The organism is Streptomyces sp. B5E4 (genome assembly GCF_039871555.1).
Lineage (GTDB): Bacteria > Actinomycetota > Actinomycetes > Streptomycetales > Streptomycetaceae > Streptomyces.
Map to the genome: position 1 here is coordinate 1 of NZ_JBDPMI010000023.1, position 19,091 is coordinate 19,091.

General features: G+C 73.3%; 14 protein-coding genes and 1 pseudogene. 6 read left to right on the forward strand and 9 right to left on the reverse strand.

From position 1 onward, the window contains the following. The 5 genes and pseudogenes from ABGA99_RS25450 to ABGA99_RS25470 form a co-directional block, all read right to left on the reverse strand. Window positions 1-127, reverse strand: a pseudogene (locus ABGA99_RS25450) (sulfurtransferase FdhD); the annotation flags it as partial. Window positions 128-133: 6 nt separating this feature from the next. Then, entirely contained in the window at window positions 134-1,006 is an 873-nt protein-coding gene (locus ABGA99_RS25455) for a 2Fe-2S iron-sulfur cluster-binding protein (RefSeq protein ID WP_347583497.1), read from the reverse strand. Further along, a complete protein-coding gene (locus ABGA99_RS25460; protein WP_347583498.1) occupies window positions 1,003-3,024 on the reverse strand; it encodes an NAD(P)H-dependent oxidoreductase subunit E in 2,022 nt (673 codons plus the stop codon). The genes ABGA99_RS25455 and ABGA99_RS25460 overlap by 4 nt, the downstream gene beginning before the upstream one ends. Next, a complete protein-coding gene (locus tag ABGA99_RS25465) occupies window positions 3,015-4,961 on the reverse strand; it encodes a molybdopterin-dependent oxidoreductase (protein WP_347583499.1) in 1,947 nt (648 codons plus the stop codon). Before ABGA99_RS25465 ends, ABGA99_RS25460 begins: the two co-directional genes overlap by 10 nt. After that, on the reverse strand, window positions 4,958-5,998 hold the full coding sequence (locus ABGA99_RS25470) for a 2-dehydropantoate 2-reductase (RefSeq protein WP_347583500.1): 1,041 nt from the start codon (window positions 5,996-5,998) through the stop codon (window positions 4,958-4,960). Before ABGA99_RS25470 ends, ABGA99_RS25465 begins: the two co-directional genes overlap by 4 nt. Window positions 5,999-6,148: 150 nt before the next feature. Here ABGA99_RS25470 and ABGA99_RS25475 point away from each other — a divergent pair, with 150 nt between their 5' ends. Both ABGA99_RS25475 and ABGA99_RS25480 read left to right on the forward strand, forming a co-directional pair. After that, entirely contained in the window at window positions 6,149-7,366 is a 1,218-nt protein-coding gene (locus ABGA99_RS25475) for a molybdopterin molybdotransferase MoeA (RefSeq protein WP_347575869.1), read from the forward strand. A 148-nt stretch (window positions 7,367-7,514) separates the two neighbouring features. Then, complete coding sequence (locus tag ABGA99_RS25480; RefSeq protein WP_347575868.1) at window positions 7,515-8,204, forward strand: GntR family transcriptional regulator; 690 nt, start codon at window positions 7,515-7,517, stop codon at window positions 8,202-8,204. 151 nt (window positions 8,205-8,355) lie between these two features. Here ABGA99_RS25480 and ABGA99_RS25485 read toward each other — a convergent pair whose 3' ends face one another. The 4 genes from ABGA99_RS25485 to ABGA99_RS25500 form a co-directional block, all read right to left on the reverse strand. Next, window positions 8,356-9,741 (reverse strand): OFA family MFS transporter, encoded by a 1,386-nt coding sequence (locus ABGA99_RS25485; protein ID WP_347583501.1) that lies wholly within the window; start codon window positions 9,739-9,741, stop codon window positions 8,356-8,358. A 70-nt stretch (window positions 9,742-9,811) separates the two neighbouring features. Then, on the reverse strand, window positions 9,812-11,950 hold the full coding sequence (locus ABGA99_RS25490) for an acetate--CoA ligase family protein (protein WP_347583502.1): 2,139 nt from the start codon (window positions 11,948-11,950) through the stop codon (window positions 9,812-9,814). A 3-nt stretch (window positions 11,951-11,953) separates the two neighbouring features. Further along, window positions 11,954-13,183 carry a formyl-CoA transferase gene (frc, locus tag ABGA99_RS25495; protein WP_347575865.1) on the reverse strand — a complete coding sequence of 410 codons (1,230 nt, stop codon included), beginning with the start codon at window positions 13,181-13,183 and terminating at the stop codon, window positions 11,954-11,956. Between the two features lie 10 nt (window positions 13,184-13,193). After that, on the reverse strand, window positions 13,194-14,903 hold the full coding sequence (locus tag ABGA99_RS25500) for a thiamine pyrophosphate-binding protein (RefSeq protein WP_347575864.1): 1,710 nt from the start codon (window positions 14,901-14,903) through the stop codon (window positions 13,194-13,196). A gap of 165 nt (window positions 14,904-15,068) precedes the next feature. On the opposite strand from ABGA99_RS25500, the gene sucC reads away from it, so the two are divergent. The 4 genes from sucC to ABGA99_RS25520 are packed head-to-tail and all read left to right on the forward strand — an operon-like array spanning window position 15,069 to window position 19,046. Beyond that, window positions 15,069-16,202 carry an ADP-forming succinate--CoA ligase subunit beta gene (sucC, locus tag ABGA99_RS25505; protein WP_347575863.1) on the forward strand — a complete coding sequence of 378 codons (1,134 nt, stop codon included), beginning with the start codon at window positions 15,069-15,071 and terminating at the stop codon, window positions 16,200-16,202. A gap of 5 nt (window positions 16,203-16,207) precedes the next feature. Further along, entirely contained in the window at window positions 16,208-17,083 is an 876-nt protein-coding gene (gene sucD / locus ABGA99_RS25510) for a succinate--CoA ligase subunit alpha (protein ID WP_347575862.1), read from the forward strand. Further along, the gene (locus ABGA99_RS25515; RefSeq protein ID WP_347575861.1) at window positions 17,080-17,514 is read left to right on the forward strand and encodes a carbonic anhydrase; all 435 of its coding nucleotides are present in this window, start codon (window positions 17,080-17,082) and stop codon (window positions 17,512-17,514) included. The genes sucD and ABGA99_RS25515 overlap by 4 nt, the downstream gene beginning before the upstream one ends. Continuing rightward, complete coding sequence (locus ABGA99_RS25520) at window positions 17,511-19,046, forward strand: aldehyde dehydrogenase family protein (protein ID WP_347575860.1); 1,536 nt, start codon at window positions 17,511-17,513, stop codon at window positions 19,044-19,046. Before ABGA99_RS25515 ends, ABGA99_RS25520 begins: the two co-directional genes overlap by 4 nt. The last annotated feature ends 45 nt before the right edge of the window (window positions 19,047-19,091 follow it).

Sequence of the window (19,091 nt, forward strand, 5' to 3'; positions counted from 1 at the left end):
TGACCGCCAACGCCCGGCCCCCCAACCGGATCTCCAACGGCTCCTCCGCCACCAACGTGTCCGCCCGCCGGTCCACCCGCCCCCCACGCACCCGCACCACCGCACGCCGCACCGTCACCCGACCCATCGCCGATCACTCCGAACCCTGGACGTTCTGGACGTGCTCGTAGCCGAACCGGCCCTTGATGCACAGGTTGCCCCGCGTGATGGGGTTGTCGTGCGGCGAGCCGACCTTGACGATCCGGTTGTCCTGCACGTGCAGCGTGAGGTTGCAGCCCACCCCGCAGTACGCGCACACCGTCGTCGTCTCCGTCTGCGCGTCCTCGTCCCACGTGCCGGCCGCGCGCATCTCGTACTCGGTCCGGAAGCTGAGCGCCCCGGTGGGACAGACCTCGATGCAGTTGCCGCAGTAGACACAGGCAGAATCGGGCAGCGGCCCGTCGTGCTCCACGGCGATCGTCGTGTCGAAACCCCGGCCGGCCACCGCGATGGCGAAGGTGTTCTGCCACTGGTCGCCGCAGGCGTCGACGCACTTGTAGCACATGATGCACTTGCCGTACTCGCGCACGTAGAGGTCGTTGTCGACCTTCGCACCGCGGTCCCCCACCGTCGCCGCGTCCGGGCCGAACCGGCCGGGCTCCGCGCCGTACTCCTCGATCCAGCCGGCGACATGCGGCGTCGTCGACAGGTCGGTCGAGGAGGCGAGGAGTTCGAGGACCAGCTTGCGGCTGTGCCGGGCCCGCTCGCTGCCGGTACGGACCTTCATGCCCGGCTCGGCGCGGCGGGAGCAGGCGGGCGCGAGCGTCCGCGCGCCCTCGACCTCCACGACACAGACCCGGCAGGCGTTCTTGGGGGTGAGCGTGTCGCCGTAGCAGAGGGTCGGGATGTCCTTGCCGGCGGCGGTGCAGGCGTCGAGGATCGTGTCGCCCTCCAGGGCGTGGACGGTCTCGCCGTCGAGTTCGAACTCGACGCGGCGGCGCGGCAGGCCGAGCGGGACGCTGGTCATTCGTAGGCTCCCAGGCGGTCGATGGCGGACTCCACGGCGTTCCACGCGGTCTGGCCGAGGCCGCAGATGGAGGCGTCGCGCATGGCCTGGCCCACCTCGCGCAGCAGCGCGACGTCGGCCGCGGCGGCGGCGCCGCGCAGGTCGGCGATGCGGTGCAGGGCCTCCTCCTGCCGCACGGTGCCGACGCGGCACGGGACGCACTGGCCGCAGGACTCGTCGCGGAAGAACTCCGCGACCCGGATGAGGATGCGGGGCAGGTCGACGGTGTCGTCCAGGACCAGGACGACGCCGGAGCCGAGGGTGGCGCCGGCGGCGCGGGCGCCCTCGAAGGTCAGCGGCACGTCCAGTTCGTCGGGCCGGACGAAGCCGCCCGCGGCACCGCCGAGCAGCACGGCGCGCAGCCCTGCCGGGGCACCGCCGGCGAGGTCGAGGAGGTCGCGGAGGGTGGCACCGAAGGGGACCTCGAAGACGCCGGGGCGGTCGACGGTGCCGGCGACGCAGAAGAGCTTGGTGCCGGTGGAGGACGCGGTGCCGGTGGCGGCGTAGGCGGCGGCACCGTGGGTGAGGATCGGCAGGACGTTGACGAGGGTCTCGACGTTGTTGACGGCGGTGGGTTTGCCGAAGAGGCCCTGTTCGACGGGGAACGGGGGCTTGGTGCGCGGCTCGCCGCGGTGGCCCTCGATGGAGTTGAAGATCGCGGTTTCCTCACCGCAGATGTACGCGCCGGCGCCGCGGCGGATCTCGATGTCGAAGGCGTAGCCCTGGCCGAGGACGTCGTCGCCGAGGAGTCCGCGGGCGCGGGCGCGGGCGGCGGCGTGGCTGAGGCGGTCGAGGGCGCGGGGGTATTCGCCGCGGAGGTAGAGATAGCCGCGGTGGGCGCCGACGGCGTAGCCGGCGATGGTCATGGCCTCGATGAGGGCGTAGGGGTCGCCTTCCATGAGGACGCGGTCCTTGAAGGTGCCGGGCTCGGACTCGTCGGCGTTGCAGACGAGGTAGCGGGTGCGGACGGGCTGGGAGGCGGTGGCCTGCCACTTGCGTCCGGTGGGGAAGGCGGCGCCGCCGCGGCCGAGGAGGCCGGAGTCGGTGACCTCGCGGATGACGCCGGCGGGACCGAGGGCGAAGGCGTTGCGCAGGGCGGTGTAGCCGCCGTGGGCGCGGTAGTCGTCGAGGTCGGCGGGGTCGGCGGTGCCGACGCGGCGGAGGAGAACGAGACCGGGGCGGCCGCTTTGGGGGACGGCGGCGGAGGGCGGGGGCTCCTGGGCGGCTTCGGCCGGATTCCGGGCGGCGCGGATGAGGTCGCCGGGAGTGGCGGGGGCGACGATCGCGGTGGTGGGGGTCCCCCTGACCCGCCCCTTCCCGAAACCGGGGGCTCCGCCCCCGGGACCCGCCCCCCGCGCCTCCGTCGCGGGGGATTCCCAGGGCTCCGCCCCTGTACCCGCGCGAGGGCTCCGCCCCTGCCACCCCGGGTCCTCGCTCCGGCGGCCTTCCTGCCGCTCCCCCTCCCCCGCGCCGTCCGGCGCCTCCCCCGCCCGTATCACCAGCGCCGCCGGGGCCCGTTCGCACAGGCCCAGGCACGGGCTCTCCTGCCATACCGCGCCGCCCGCCGGGCCACCCGCCGGGCCCAGTCGCGAGGTCAGTGCCTCCGTCAGAGCCTTCGATCCCCGGGCCGCGCACGCGATGTCCGTGCAGACGTGGAGCACCGTCGCCGGGCGCGGGCGCAGGGAGAACATCGCGTAGAACGTGGCGACCCCGTACGCCTCCGCAGGAGGAACCGTGAGGCGGCGGCAGATGTAGTCCAGCGCGCCCTCGCTGATCCAGCCCACCCGGTCGTTGACCGCGTGCAGGGCCGGGAGCAGCAGGTCGCGGCGGTCGCGGGCCTCGTGGCCGCCCTTGGCCCAGCGCAGGTCCGCCGCGTCGCGCTCGCCGCCCTCCCAGCCCGTCGGGGCCGGGCCCAGCAGCGCGTCCACGGCGGCGCGTTCGGCGTCGGACGGCTTGGCGTCGGTGTACTTCAGGTCCACGACGGCACCGCCTGCCGGTCGGCGAGCTTGTCGATGCGTACCGCCGCCGCCTTGTACTCCGCCGTGCCCGCGATCGGGCAGGTGGCCTCGATCGTCAGCTGGTTGGTGTCGACCTCGTCCGGGAAGTGCAGCGTCATGAACGCCAGCCCCGGCCGCAGCCCCTCGTCGATCCACACCGGGGCGACGACCGAGCCGCGGCGCGAGGTGACGCGGACCTCCTCGCCGTGGGCGACGCCGTAGGCCGCCGCGTCCTCCGGGGACAGCTCGATGTTCTCGCCGCGGCGCAGCGGCGAGGCGAAGCCGCTGGACTGCACGCCCGTGTTGTACGAGTCGAGGCGCCGGCCGGTGGTGAGCCGCAGCGGGTAGTCGTCGTCGAGGAGGTCCACCGGCGGGGAGTGCAGGACCGGGCCGAAGGCCGCGCGGGGGCCGCGGCGCTCGGGGTCGGCCTCCCAGAGGCGGCCGTGCAGGTACGTCGGCTCCAGCCGGTCCTCGCTGGGGCAGGGCCACTGGATGCCCTGGTGTTCCTCCAGGCGCGCGTACGTCATGCCGCGGTGGTCGGGCGAGACCGCGCGCAGCTCGTCCCAGACCTCCTGCGCCTCGCCGTACTTCCAGTCGTGGCCCAGCCGGCGGGCCAGCTCGCAGAGGATGTCGATGTCGTCGCGCGCCTCGCCGGGCGGGCGGACGGCCTTGCGGACGCGCTGGACGCGGCGTTCGCTGTTGGTCGTGGTGCCCTCGGTCTCGCACCAGGCGGCGGAGGCGGGCAGCACGACGTCGGCGAGCAGCGCGGTCTTCGTCAGGAAGATGTCCTGGACGACGAGGTGGTCGAGGGCGCGCAGCCGCCGGACGGTGTGCTCGTTGTCGGCCTCGGACTGGGCGGGGTTCTCGCCGATGCAGTAGACGGCCTTCAGCGTGCCGCGTTCGATGCCGTCGAGCATCTCGGTGAGGTTGAGGCCGTAGCGGGGCTGGATGACGGCGTCCCAGGCGGTCTCGAAGCGCTCCCGCACCCGCGGCTCCAGGATGTCCTGGAAGCCGGGCAGCCGGTTGGGGATGGCGCCCATGTCGCCGCCGCCCTGCACGTTGTTCTGGCCGCGCAGGGGCTGGAGTCCGCTGCCGTGGCGGCCGACGTGGCCGGCGAGGAGGGCGAGGTTGATCAGGGCGCGGACGTTGTCGGTGGCGTTGTGGTGCTCGGTGATGCCGAGGGTCCAGCACATCTGGGCGCGCTCCGCCGTGGCGTACGCGTGCGCCAGCTCGCGGATCGCCGCGGCGGGGACGCCGGTGACCTGCTCGGCGGCGGCGAGGGTCCAGGGCTCGACGGCGGCGGCGTACTCCTCGTAGCCGCTGGTGGCCCGTTCGATGAACGCGGTGTTGGCGAGCCCGGCGTGGATGATCTCGCGGCCGACGGCATGGGCGAGCGGGATGTCGGTGCCGACGTCGAGGCCGAGCCAGCGGTCGGCCCACTCGGCGGTTCCCGTACGGCGCGGGTCCACGGCGAACATCCGGGCGCCGTTGCGGATGCCCTTCAGCACGTGCTGGAAGAAGATCGGGTGCGCGAAGCGGGCGTTGGAGCCCCACATCACGATCAGGTCGGTCTCCTCGACCTCCGCGTACGAGGAGGTGCCGCCGCCGGAGCCGAAGACGGCGGACAGGCCGGCGACGCTGGGGGCGTGGCAGGTCCGGTTGCAGGAGTCGACGTTGTTGGTGCCGATGACGACGCGGGTGAACTTCTGCGCGACGTAGTTCATCTCGTTCGTGGAGCGGGCGCAGGAGAACATGCCGAAGGCGTCGGGGCCGTGCGCGCCGGTGGTCGCGGCGAAGCCGCGCGCGGCGGCGTCGAGCGCCTCCTCCCAGGTCGCCCGGTGCAGCTCGCCGTCCGCGCCGCGGACGAGCGGGTGGGTGAGCCGCGGGTACTGCTTCGGGGTCCTGCTGCGGTCCTTCATGGGGCGCTCCTGGCGGTGTCCTGGCTGCTGGGGTTGCTCGGGTTGCTCCGGTCTCCTGCCGCGGGGGTGCGGGCCGTGGTCTCGGCGAGCAGTCCTGCGACCGCGGCGATGGCGCGCACGGTCGGCACGGGGACGCCGGTCAGGCCGGCCAGCTCGACCACGGCGGCGAGCAGCACGTCGAGTTCGAGCGGCTTGCCCCGCTCCAGGTCCTGGAGGGTGGAGGTCTTGTGGTCGCCGACGCGCGCGGCGCCGTCGAGCCGCCGCTCGATGGAGATCCCGGGCCGGCTGCCGAGCCGCGCGGCGACCTCCAGGGTCTCCCGCATCATGGCCGTGACCAGCTCGCGGGTGCCGTCGTGCCCGGCGATCTCGCCCATGGTGGCGCGGGTGAGCGCGCTGATCGGGTTGAACGAGATGTTGCCGAGCAGCTTGATCCAGATGTCGTTGCGCAGGTCGGGCTCGACCGGGCACTTGAGGCCGCCGGCCACCATGGCGGCGCTGAAGTCGAGGCAGCGCGGGCTGACTTCGCCGTCCGGTTCGCCGATGGAGAAGCGGGTGCCCTCCAGGTGGCGTACGACGCCGGGGGCGGCCAGTTCGGTGGCGGCGTAGACGACGCAGCCGATGGCGCGTTCCGGCGGCAGGGTGCGGGTGACGGCGCCCCCGGGGTCGACGCTCTCGATGCGCTGTCCCGTGTACGGGCCCGGCAGGCCGTGGAAGTACCACCAGGGGATGCCGTTCTGGGCGGCGATGACCGCGGTCTTGTCGTGCAGCAGCGGGTGGACCAGCGGGCCGCTGGTGGCGTACGAGTTCGCCTTCAGCCCGAGGAAGACGTAGTCGACGGGGCCGACGGCCGCCGGGTCGTCCGTCGCGTCGGGGCGGGCGGTGAAGTCGCCGCGCGGGCTGAGGACATGGACGCCTGCGCGGCGCATGGCGGCCAGATGCGGTCCGCGGGCGAGGAGATGGACGTCGGCTCCGGCGCGGTGGAGCGCGGCTCCGACGTAGGCACCGATCGCGCCGGCGCCGACAACTGCGACTTTCACTGGCGGGCTCCCTTGCGTGCGATGCGATCGCGGGGGCTCTTTCCTAGTCGACAGAATATTGTCTACAGTATGCCTTTCACGGGGGTCAAGGGTCGTGCACCCCTTCTACGGCGGCCTGTTCGGCCGCGCCGCAAACGCGGGAGGCCGCTGATGACGACGCTCGGAACCACTCCCCTGCCCCGCACCGCGCCCGCCGCCCCGCTGAGCTGGCCCCAGGCGCGCGCCGCCGCCACGGCCGCGGCCGGCCCGCTCGCGGTTCGCGACACCCCGCTGCGCCGGGCCCACGGGCGGGCGCTCGCCGAGCCGTTGACGGCCCGCGCGCCGCTGCCGGCGTTCGACACCGCCGCGATGGACGGCTACGCCGTGGCCGGGCCCGGGCCGTGGACCGTCGCCGGGCGGGTGCTGGCCGGAGGGGAGCCGCCGGTGGCGCGGCTCGCGGCCGGACGGGCGCTGGAGGTCGCCACCGGCGCCCGGGTACCCGAGGGCGCCGAGGCGGTGCTGCCGTACGAGGACGCCCTGCGCACCGGCGCGTCGGTGGCCGGCGCCGCGCGGCCCGGCCGGCACGTGCGGCGGCGCGGCGAGGAGTGCCCGGCCGGCGCCGAGGTGCTGCCGCCCGGCGCCGTGCTGACCCCGGCGGCGCTGGGGCTCGCCGCGAGCCTCGGGTACGACCGGGTCGCCGTGCACCGCCGCCCCCGTGTCGCGCTCCTCGTCACCGGCGACGAGCTGGTGCGCCGCGGCACCCCGCCGGCCGGCCGGGTCCGCGACGCGGTCGGCCCGCTGCTGCCCGGCGTCGTGGCCTGGGCCGGCGGCGCGCCGCAGCCCGTGACGTACCTGCCCGACGGCCGCCCCCCGCTGATCGCCGCACTGACCCGGGCTGCGGCCGGGGCCGACGCCGTCGCGGTGTGCGGCGCCTCGTCCCGCGGTCCCGCCGACCACCTGCGCCCGGCACTGGCGGACCTGGGGGCCGATGTGCTCGTCGACGGGGTGGCCTGCCGGCCCGGGCACCCGCAACTGCTGGCCCGGCTGCCCGGCGGCGGGCCGCCGGTCGTCGGCCTGCCGGGGAACCCGTACGCCGCCTTCGCGGCCTGCCTGACGCTGCTCGTACCGCTGCTGGAACGTCTTGCGGGCCGCACTCCCCCGCCGCCCTGGCGCGCCCGCCTGGCCCCGGCCCCCGCCGCCGGCTCCCGTGCGCCCGCGCCGCACCCGCGCGACACCCGGCTCGTCCCGGTGGCGCTCGACGGCACCCGCGCGGTCCCGGTCGGCCACGACCGCCCCGGGCTGCTCTGGGGCGCGGCGGCCGCGGATGCGGTGGCGGTGCTGCCACCGGGCGGCGCGGACGAGGTGGAGTTGCTGCGGCTGCCCCGCTGACACGGCGCCGCACATGGTGTGAACTTCCTCACCACGGGGGGCACTCATCGTTCCCGCACCCCTCGGTAGACTGTAGACAAAAGCCAATTCGCCTGTCGAACGGGCACCGGACGAGCACCGGACGGGGCGAACGAGGGTGGGGAGATCGATGCTGTCCCAGGGACTGCCCCAGGGGGCGATGCCGCGGCTGGAGCGGCCGGGCCCGCTGCGCGAGCGGGTCTACGAGGCCCTCCTCGAGCTGATCATCACGCGCACCCTCCCGCCGGGACAGCACTTGGTCGAGACCGAACTGGCCGGCCACCTCGGCGTCTCCCGCCAGCCCGTGCGCGAGGCGCTGCAGCGGCTCAACACCGAGGGCTGGGTCGATCTGCGCCCCGCCCAGGGCGCGTACGTGCACGAGCCGACCGACGCCGAGGCCGACCAGCTCCTCGTCGTCCGCGCGCTGCTGGAGACCGAGGCCGCCAGGCTCGCCGCCGCCAACGCCTCCGGCCAGGGCATCGCCCGGCTGGAGGAGCTGTGCGCGACCGGCGAGCGGGCCGTCGGGGCCGACGACCTGGAGGCGGTCGTCGCTGCGAACCTCGCCTTCCACGCGTACGTCATGGAGCTGGCCGGGAACGCCGTGCTGGCCGAGCTCGCCGCCCAGGTCGAGCGCCGCGTCCGCTGGTACTACACACCGGTGGCCCGGCAGCGCGGCGCCCAGTCCTGGATCGAGCACCGCGAGCTGATCGCCGCCGTGCACGACCGCGACGAGGCCCGCGCCCAGGAGGTCATGCGCGCGCACACCGAGCACACCCGCCGCTCGTACCACCAGCGCGAGCACGACGACCACCCCCGCTAGGGCCCGCCGCCGACCGCGCGCCGGAGGCGGGAGATCGACGGCGGGCCCTGGGCCCCGGCCGGGTAGCGGTCGGCCGGGGCCTCTCCTCGCGGGATCCACCTCCGCCGGGGCGGAACCACCGGGGCGGAGCAACCGGATCCGGGACCCGGCGCTAGTCCGTCTCTCTGCTGATCGGCCGCGGGTTGGGCTCGATGTCCTTCAGCCGCGGCCGGCCCGGTGGAGTCAGGAACAGCGCCATGAAGCCGGCGAAGAGCGAGATGGAACCCGCCAGGAGGAAGGCGCCGGAGTGCCCCCAGGCGCCGACGACCACGGAGCCCATGCCCGCGCCCAGACCGGAGACGAGCTTGGCACTGTAGACCATGCCGTAGTTGGAGGCGTTGTTGTTCTCGCCGAAGTAGTCGGCGGTCATCGCCGCGAACATCGGGAAGATCGCACCGCCGCCGAAGCCGGAGATCGAGGAGAAGATCAGGAACAGCGGCAGGTTCTTCATGTCGGCCGACCACAGGATGCCGTACTGGGACAGGCCCAGGATGACGCACACCACGATCAGGCAGCGCTTGCGGCCGTAGAGGTCGGACAGCCAGCCGATGACGCCGCGGCCGGTGCCGTTGACGATCGCCTTGAGGGACATGGCCGTGGCCACGATCCCGCCCGCGAATCCCGCGTCCTCCCCGATGTCCACCTGGAAGGCGATGCCGAAGATGTTCACGCCGGAGGTGCACGCCAGACAGCACCACATCAGGGCCACCCGGCGGGTCTGCCACGCCTCCCTGGGGGTGTACTGGCGGACCGCCGGCGGGTTCATCTTCAGCGAGCGGGCCGCGCGCGGATCCTTCGGTGGGTTCAGCGGGTCGACGTCGGCGGGCCACCAGTTCTTCGGCGGGTCCTTGAAGAAGAAGCCGGCGGTGCCCACCATCAGCGCGAGGAGGAGTCCGACCGAGACCAACACCCATTTGAAGTTGGTCAGGTCCATGTAGCCGGTGAAGAGGAACACGAACGGCACCGAGCCGTAGGCGAAACCGCCGTTGACGAAGCCGGTCTTGCCGCCCTTACGCTCCGGGTACCACTTGCCGACCATGTTGACGCAGGTCGCGTAGACCATGCCGGCGCCCATGCCGCTGAACATGCTGAAGCCGATGTACGCGACGACGACGTGCGGGGCGTACGCCAGTGACACATAGCCGAGCAGTGTGCCGGTGGCGCCCAGCATCATCGCGAAGCGGGCCGGCAGCCTCCCGGTCTCGCGCAGCTTCCCGGCCGGGAAGGCGACCGCGGCCTGGAAGAACACCCACACGGTCATCATCCAGAAGATGTGTCCGCTGGCCCAGTTGTGCGCGGTGTGGAGCGTGTCCTCGGCGGAGGCGAACGCGTACTCCGCCGAGCTGATGCCCATCATGCCGACCCACGGAAGGATGACCATCCACTTCCGCTTGCGGCCCATGATGTCGACGTCGGACTCGCCTATCCGATAGGTCCTGCCGTTTCTGTCGGTCACCTCCCGGTAGGGAAGAACCGACCGGTCTTCGGTTGTCGTCATGGGTTGCACCCCTTGTTTCGAGAATCCGGTCAGCGCCCCCTGTCCTGATCTCTGCGGTGGTGCGGGTGGTTCAGGCGAGCAGCCCCGCCGCTCTCGCCCAGCGGTACTTCGCGCCCAGTACGGCGACCGGCTTCTCGGTCGTGTACGGGTACGCGACGACACCGCGCTCGAAGAGGTACGCGCTCGCCTCCTCGACCTCCGTGTCGCCCGCGAGGGACGCCACGACAGGCTTGACGTTGCCCCTGGCCCGCTCCTCGGCCACCACGCGGGCGGCGAGTTCGGCGAAGACCATGGGCGGGGTGACGATCGTGTGCCAGTAGCCGAGGACCAGCGCGTGGATGCGCGGGTCGGTCAGGCCCAGCCGGATCGTCGCCTCGTACGTGGCCGGCGGCTCGCCGCCGGTGATGTCGATCGGGTTGCCCGCCGCCCCGAACGGCGGGATGAACCGCATGAACGCCTCGTCCAGGTCGGCCGGGATCTCCATCAGCCGCAGCCCGTTGTCGACCACCGCGTCGGAGAGCAGCACCCCGGAGCCGCCGGCGCCGGTGATGACGACGATGTCGTCGCCCTGCGGCGTGGGCAGCACGGGCAGCGCGCGGGCGTACTCCAGCATGTCGTTCAGCCCCGGCGCGCGGATCACGCCGGCCTGGCGCAGCACGTCGTCGTAGACCGCGTCGTCGCCGGCCAGCGCCCCGGTGTGGGATCCGGCGGCCCTCGCACCGGCGCTGGTGCGGCCGGCCTTGAGGACAACGACGGGCTTCTTCGGCACGGTGGCGCGGGCGGCCTCGACGAAGGCGCGGCCGTCCTTCAGGTCCTCCAAATGCATCGCGATGCAGGTGGTGTTGTCGTCCTCGCCGAAGTAGGTGAGGAGGTCGTCCTCGTCCACGTCGGACTTGTTGCCGAGGCCGACGATCGCGGAGACGCCGGTCTTCGTGGTCCGGGCGAAGCCGAGGATGGCCATGCCGATGCCGCCGGACTGGGAGGTCAGCGCCACACCGCCCTTCACGTCGTACGGCGTGCAGAAGGTGGCGCAGAGGTCCTGCCAGGTGGAGTAGTAGCCGTAGATGTTGGGGCCGAGGACGCGGACGCCGTACTCGGCGGCGATGTCCACGACCTTGCGCTGGAGTTCGTGCTCGCCGGTCTCGGCGAAGCCGGACGGGATGAGCACGGCGTTGGGGACGCCCTTGCGGCCCACCTCCGCCAGGGCGGCCGGGACGTACGCCGCCGGGATGGCGAAGACGGCGACGTCGACCTCGCCGGGCACGTCGGCGATCGTCTTGTACGCCTTGCGGCCCAGGATGTCGTCGGCCTTGGGGTTGACGGGGTGGATGTCGCCGGGGAAGCCGCCGTCGACGAGGTTGCGCATCACCGAGTTGCCGATCTTGCCGGTCTCGTTGGAGGCGCCGATGACGGCCACGGAGCGCGGCTTCATCAGCCGGTTCATCGCCGTCAGGATCTCCTCGCGGCCGAACCGGGGGCGCGTCTCGGGCTCCCCCTCGCCGAGCAGGATCCGCACGTCGGCGGCGAGCGCGCCGCCGGGGGTGGCGATCACGGGATTGAGGTCGACCTCGGCGATCTCGGGGAAGTCCGCGGCGAGTGCGGAGACCCGGCGGATCTGGTCGGCCAGCGCGTGCCGGTCGACGGCCCGCTCGCCGCGTACCCCGCGCAGCACCTCGGCGGCGCGGATGGAGTCGAGCATCCCGGCCGCCTCGTCGGCGGTCACCGGCGCGAGCCGGAAGGTGACGTCCTTGAGCACCTCGACCAGCACCCCGCCGAGGCCGAACGCGACGACCTTGCCGAAGGTGGGGTCGGTGACGGCCCCGACGATGACCTCCCGGCCCGCCGGCACCTGCTGCTGGACCTGGACGCCGTCGATCCGGGCGGCCGGGTCGTACGCGCGGGCGTTGGCGACGATCCGCCGGAACGCCGCGCGTACGGCGGCGGCGTCGGCGAGGCCGACCTCCACTCCCCCGGCGTCGGTCTTGTGCACGATGTCCGGCGAGACGATCTTCAGCACGACCGGCCCGTCGAAGCCGTCGGCCAGCGCCACCGCCTCCTCCACGTCCCCGGCCAGTCCCTCGCCGGGCACGGCGATGCCGTACGCGTCCGCGATCCGCTTCGCCTCGGGGGCGGTGAGCGCGGTGCGGCCCTGGGCGCGTACCTCCGCGAGCACGTCGCGGACCGCCGCGGTGTCCTTGGCGCCGTCCATCTCTCAGATCACTCCGTCCGTCTTGAGGCCGGCCATGTCCTCGGCGGTCAGGCCCAGTTCGCTGCCGTAGATGTCGTGGTTGTGCTCGCCCAGGAGCGGGGAACGGCGGATGGCCGCGGGCGAGTCGGAGAGCCGGAGCGGGCTGCCGACGGTGACGTACGTGCCGCGCTCGGGGTGCTCGACCTCGACGACGATCCCGTTGTCCCGCAGGCTGGCGTCCTCGATGATCTCCTTGGTGGAGAGGATCGGGCCGCAGGGGATGTTGTGCGCGTTGAGCTTCTCCAGCACCTCCCACTTGGGCAGGGTGCTCGACCACTCCTCGATGAGCTGGAACATCTTGCCGAGCTTCGGCAGCCGCGCCTCGGGCGTGGCCCACTCGGGGTCCCCGGCCAGCTCGGGGCGGCCGATCAGCTCGGTGAGCGGCTGCCAGCCGACGGGCTGGACGATGACGTACACGTAGTCGTTCGGCCCGCCCGGCGCGCAGCGGACGGCCCAGCCGGGCTGGCCGCCGCCGGAGGCGTTGCCGGAGCGCGGCACCTCGTCGCCGAAGTCCTCGTTGGGGTACTCGGCGAGCGGGCCGTGCGCGAGGCGCTGCTGGTCGCGGAGCTTGACCCGGCAGAGGTTGAGCACGGCGTGCTGCATGGCGACGTTGACGCGCTGGCCGCGGCCGGTGCGGGTGCGCTGGTAGAGCGCGGCGAGGATGCCGGCGACGGTGTGCACGCCGGTGCCGGAGTCGCCGATCTGCGCGCCGGTGGCCAGCGGCGGACCCTCCTCGAAGCCGGTGGTGGCCATGGAGCCGCCCATGGCCTGCGCGACGACCTCGTACGCCTTGAAGTCGGTGTACGGTCCCTCGCCGAAGCCCTTGATCGAGGCGTAGACGATGCGCGGGTTGATCTCCTGGATCCGCTCCCAGGTGAAGCCCATGCGGTCGACGGCGCCGGGGCCGAAGTTCTCCACCAGCACGTCGCTGCGGCGCAGCAGCTCGGTCAGCAGTTCCTTGCCGCGCGGGGTCTTGGTGTTGAGGGTGATGCTGCGCTTGTTGCCGTTGAGCATCGTGAAGTAGAGGCTGTCGACGTCCGGGAGGTCCCGCAGCTGCTTGCGGGTGATGTCGCCGGCGGGCGCCTCCAGCTTGATCACGTCGGCGCCGAGCCAGGCGAGCAACTGGGTGGCGGAGGGCCCGGACTGGACGTGGGTCATGTCGAGGACGCGAACGCCCTCAAGGGCCTTCGTCATGGGGGTCACCTCACTTGTACATGGTCTGGTTCACGGTTCCGGGGGCGTACGCGTCCGGGTCGACCCAGACGTTGACGAGCGACGGCTTGCCGGACTCGCGCGCACGGCGCAGCGCCGGGCCGATCTCGGCGGGGTCGCGGACCTCTTCGCCGTGGCCGCCGAGCATGCGGGCGAACTCGTCGTAGGGGACGTCGCCCAGGGTGTTGCCGACGCGCTCGCGCTCGACGCCGTACTTGGCGGCCTGGCCGTAGCGGATCTGGTTCATCGAGGAGTTGTTGCCGACGACGCCGACGAACGGCAGGTCGTAGCGGACGAGGGTCTCGAAGTCCCAGCCGGTGAGCGAGAAGGCGCCGTCGCCGAAGAGGGTGACGACCTCCTTGTCGGGCCTGGCCTGCTTGGCGGCGAGCACGAACGGCACGCCGACGCCGAGGGTGCCCAGCGGCCCGGGGTCCATCCAGTGGCCGGGGCTGCGGGGCTGGACGACCTGGCCGGAGAAGGTGACGATGTCGCCCCCGTCGCCGATGTAGATGGAGTCCTCGGTGAGGAAGTCGTTGATCTCGCTGACCAGCCGGTACGGGTGGATGGGCGAGGCGTCGGAGGTGAGCTGCGGCAGCCGCTTGGCGCGCGCCTTCTCCTCCACCGCGCGCAGCTCCTCCAGCCATTCCTTGCGCTTGGCGGCGCCGCCGTTGAGGCGGCCGGACGCGGCCTGCGCGGTGGCGGCGAGGACGAGGCCCGCGTCGCCGACGATGCCGAGGTCGATGTCGCGGTTCTTGCCGACGGTGCGGTAGTCGAGGTCGATCTGCACGACGGTCGCGGTCGGCGAGAGCCGCCTGCCGTAGCCCATCCGGAAGTCGAAGGGCGTGCCGACGATGACGATGAGGTCGGCCTCGGTGAAGGCGTACCTGCGGGAGAGCTGGTAGTGGTGCGGGTCGCCGGGCGGCAGGGTGCCGCGTCCTGCGCCGTTCATGTACGCGGGCACGTTCAGGGCGCGTACGAAGTCGATGGCGGCGGCGGTACCGCGGGTCGTCCAGACCTGGCTGCCGAGCAGCACGGCCGGCTTCTCGGCGTGCACGAGAAGGTCGGCGAGCTTCTCGATGGCCTCGGGGTCGCCGGCGCTACGGGTGGAGGCGCGGTAGTGGCCGGCGCGGGGCACCCGGGCCTGGTCCACCGGGACCTTGGCGTCGAGCACGTCGCGCGGGATCTCCAGGAAGGAGGGCCCGGGGGCGCCGTGGTAGCACTCCCGGAAGGCCATGGAGACCATGTCCGCGACGCGCGCGGTGTGCGGCACGGTGGCGGCGAACTTGGTGATCGGCGCCATCATGTCGACGTGCGGGAGGTCCTGCAGCGAGCCCATCTTGTGCTGGGTCAGGGCCCCTTGGCCGCCGATGAGCACCATCGGGCTCTCGGCGCGCAGGGCGTTGGCCACGCCGGTGACCGCGTCGGTGGTGCCGGGTCCCGCGGTGACGACCGCGCAGCCGGGCTTGCCGGTCAGCCGGGCGTATCCGTCGGCGGCGTGCGCGGCCACCTGTTCGTGCCGTACGTCGACGACCTCGATGCCCTCGTCGACGCAGCCGTCGTAGATGTCGATGATGTGGCCGCCGCAGAGCGTGTAGACGACCTCGACGCCCTCTGACTTGAGCGCCTTGGCGACGAGGTGGCCGCCGGAGATGTGGTCGGGTTCTCCGGGGGTGCCGGGGGTGCCGGATGTGCCGTCGGACATGGGGAGTTCAGTCCCTTCACCGGTGCGTTCGCTGTCACTCTGTACATTGCATACAGGACACGAATACTGTATGCAGACGGTTATCCCGCATCGGTGAGTCGATGTCCAGGGGGCGTGCACCGGAAATCTCCAAGTCGGATGCGACCAACGGAAGGTGCCCTTGAGATGGATCTGTTCGAGTACCAGGCACGGGAGTTGTTCCGCAGGCACGGCGTTCCCGTGCCCGACGCGGCGGTGGCGTCCGACCCGGCGGGGGTCCGGGCGGCGGCCCGGGTGCTGGGGGGCGGGACGGTGGTCAAGGCCCAGGTGAAGACGGGCGGCCGGGGCAAGGCGGGCGGGGTGCGGCTCGCCGCGGACGCCGCGGCGGCCGAGGCCGCGGCGCGGGACATCCTCGGCATGGACATCAAGGGCCACACGGTGCGCAAGGTGATGGTCGCGAAGACCGCGGACGTCGCCGGGGAGTTCTACGTCGCGTACCTGCTGGACCGCGCCGCGGGCACGTTCCTGGCGATGGCCTCGGCCGAGGGCGGCATGGACGTCGAGGAGGTCGCGGCGGCCCGGCCGGAGGCGCTGGCGCGGATCCCCGTAGACCCGGAGGAGGGGGTCACCGGGGCCGTGGCCCGGCGGATCGCCGCCGCCGGCGGGCTGCCCGCCGCGGCCGTGCCCGTGCTGGTGGCGCTCTGGGAGGTGTGCACGGCCGAGGACGCGCTGCTGGTCGAGGTCAACCCGCTGGTCACCACCGCCGACGGCGCCGTCCTGGCGCTGGACGGCAAGGTGACGCTGGACGACGGCGCCCGCTTCCGGCACCCGGACCACACGGCGTACGACGTGCCGGACGAGGCCGGTTCGCTGGAGGCCACGGCGCGCGCGAAGGGGCTCAACTACGTCAAGCTCGACGGCCGGGTGGGGATCGTCGGCAACGGCGCCGGGCTGGTCATGTCGACGCTCGACGTGGTCGCCAGGAACGGCGCCGCGCCCGCCAACTTCCTCGACATCGGCGGCGGCGCCTCGGCGGACGTCATGGCCGACGGGCTCGGCGTGATCCTCGCCGACCCGGACGTGGAGTCCGTCTTCGTCAACGTCTTCGGCGGCATCACCGCCTGCGACGCGGTCGCCGACGGCATCGTGCGCGCACTGGAGCGGATCGAGCTGACCCGGCCGCTGGTGGTCCGCCTCGACGGCAACAGCGCCGAGCGCGGCCGGGAGATCCTCGCCGCCGCCCGGCACCCCCGGGTCACCCAACTGGACACGATGGACGGCGCCGCCGCGCGGGCGGCCGCCGTACCGGCAAGGAGCTGATCCACATGGCAGTCTTCCTCACCGAGGCGAGCAAGGTCGTCGTCCAGGGCATGACCGGCTCGGAGGGCCGGAAGCACACGCGGCGGATGCTGGCCTCCGGCACCGCCGTCGTCGGCGGCGTCAACCCGCGCAAGGCGGGCACCACCCTGGCGTTCGACGACCGGGAGGTCCCGGTCCACGGCACCGTCAAGGAGGCCGTCGCCGCCACCGGCGCGGACGTGTCCGTCGTCTTCGTGCCGCCGCCGTACGTCAAGGACGCCGTCGACGAGGCGGTCGACGCCGGGGTCGGGCTCGTCGTCGTCATCACCGAGGGCGTCCCCGTCCACGACACCGTCGCCTTCCGGGCGCGCGGCCGGGCCGCGGGCGTACGGCTCGTCGGCCCCAACTGCCCCGGCCTGATCTCCCCCGGCCGGTCCAACGCCGGCATCATCCCCGCCGACATCACCGGCCCCGGCCGGATCGGCCTGGTGTCGAAGTCCGGCACGCTCACCTACCAGTTGATGTACGAGCTGCGCGACATCGGCTTCTCCACCTGCGTCGGCATCGGCGGCGACCCGGTGATCGGCACCACCCACATCGACGCGCTCGAAGCCTTCGAGGCCGACTCCGACACCGACCTGATCGTGATGATCGGCGAGATCGGCGGCGACGCCGAGGAGCGGGCCGCGGACTACATCGAGGCCCACGTGACCAAGCCGGTCGTCGGCTACGTCGCCGGCTTCACCGCCCCCGAGGGCAAGACCATGGGCCACGCCGGCGCCATCGTCTCCGGCTCCTCGGGCACCGCCCAGGCGAAGAAGGAAGCCCTGGAGGCCGCCGGGGTACGGGTCGGCACCACCCCGTCGGAGACGGCGCGGCTGGCCCGCGAGGCGCGGGGATGAGCGGCACCGAGGACCTGCTCGCCCGGCGCCGGGGCGGCGCGGCCCTCGCCCCGCTCGATCCCGGCGCCAAGTCGCCGGCCAGCAAGGTCGCCGTACTCGCCTGCATGGACGCCCGGCTGGGCGTGGAGAGCATGTTCGCGCTGCGGCCGGGCGACGCCCACGTCATCCGCAACGCGGGCGGGTGCGTCACCCCCGACGCGCTCGACTCGCTGCGGCTGAGCCAACTGCGCGGCGGCACACGCGAGATCGTGCTCGTGCACCACGAGGACTGCGCGGCCCTCGACGACCCGGCGGCCGACCTCCTGCGCTGCCTCAACCGGCTCGCGGCGAGTCCCCGGCTGCCCCACAGGGACGTGGTGCGCGGCTTCCTCTACACGCGCGGCGGCGAGCTGCGCGAGATCCGCCCCGGACGAGCGGAGACCCCCTCGTGACCCTCATCCTCAAGCCCGGCACGGCGTGGCCGGACGCCTGGGCGCGCTGCCGCGCGGCGGCGCCCGAGGCGTTCCGCGATGAGCGCGTGCTGAACCACTGGAACGGCGTCTGGACGGCCGACGGCCGCCCCCTGCCGGCCACGTCGCCGGTGGACGGCACGCCGATCGCGGGGCCGCCCCGGCTGGACGCGGCCACCGCCCACGCCGCGGTACGCACCGCTCTCGACGCCCACCGGAGCTGGCGGTACCTGCGGCTCGCCGAGCGCAAGGCGCGGGTGTCGGCGGCCCTGGACGCCATCGAGGAGCACCGCGACCTGCTCGCCCTGCTCCTCGTCTGGGAGATCGGCAAGCCCTGGCGGCAGGCCACGGCCGACGTGGACCGCGCGGTGGACGGCGTGCGCTGGTACGTCGAGGAGATCGACGGCATGCTCGCCGGCCGGACCCCGCTGCCGGGACCGGTCAGCAACATCGCGAGCTGGAACTACCCGATGAGCGTGCTCGTGCACGCCATGCTCGTCGCCGCCCTGGCCGGCAACGCGGCCATCGCCAAGACCCCGACCGACGGCGGCCTGGCGTGCCTGACCCTGGCCTGCGCGCTCGCCGTACGCGCGGGCCTGCCGCTGACGCTGGTCTCCGGCAGCGGCGGCGAGCTGTCGGAGGCGCTGGTGCGGGCGCCGGAGCTCGGCTGCGTGTCCTTCGTCGGCGGGCGCGACACCGGCGGGCAGGTGGCCGCCGCGCTGGCCGACCTGGACAGGCCGCACGTGCTGGAGCAGGAGGGGCTGAACTGCTGGGGGGTGTGGAACTACTCCGGCTGGGCCACGCTCACCCCGCAGGTGCGCGGGACCTTCGACTACGCCAAGCAGCGCTGCACCGCCTACCCCCGGTTCGTCGTCCAGCGCGCCGCCTTCGCCGAGTTCCTGGCGGCGTATCTGCCGGCGGTCGGCGCCGTACGCCTCGGGCACCCGCTGGCGGTGGCGCGGCCCGACGACCCGCTGCCCGACCTGGACTTCGGGCCGCTGATCAGCGCCGCCAAGGCCAAGGAGCTGACGGACCTGGTGGCGCACGCGGTGGACCGGGGCGCCGTGCCGCTGTACCGGGGGCGGCTCGCGGACGCGCACGTGCTGCCGGGCCAGGACACCTCCGCGTACGTCGCACCGGTGACGCTGCTGGACCCGCCGGCGGCCTCGCCGCTGCACCACGCGGAGCCGTTCGGCCCGGTCGACTCGATCGTGCTCGTCGACACCGAGGCGGAGCTGCTGGCGGCGATGAACGCCTCCAACGGCGCCCTGGTCGCCACCCTCTCCTGCGACGACCAGGAGTTCTACGACCGGGTGGCGCCGCAGATACGGGCGTTCAAGACCGGCCGCAACGCGCCGCGTTCGCGCGGCGACCGGGCCGAGCTGTTCGGCGGCTTCGGCGCGTCGTGGCGCGGCGCGTTCGTCGGCGGGCACCTGCTGGTGCACGCGTTCACCGAGGGAGCGGCGGGCGAACGCCCGCCGGGCAACTTCCCCGGTTATCAGCTCATGCCCTGATGAACTCCTGTATCAGGGGTCGAACGGCGCATCACAGGCGCACAG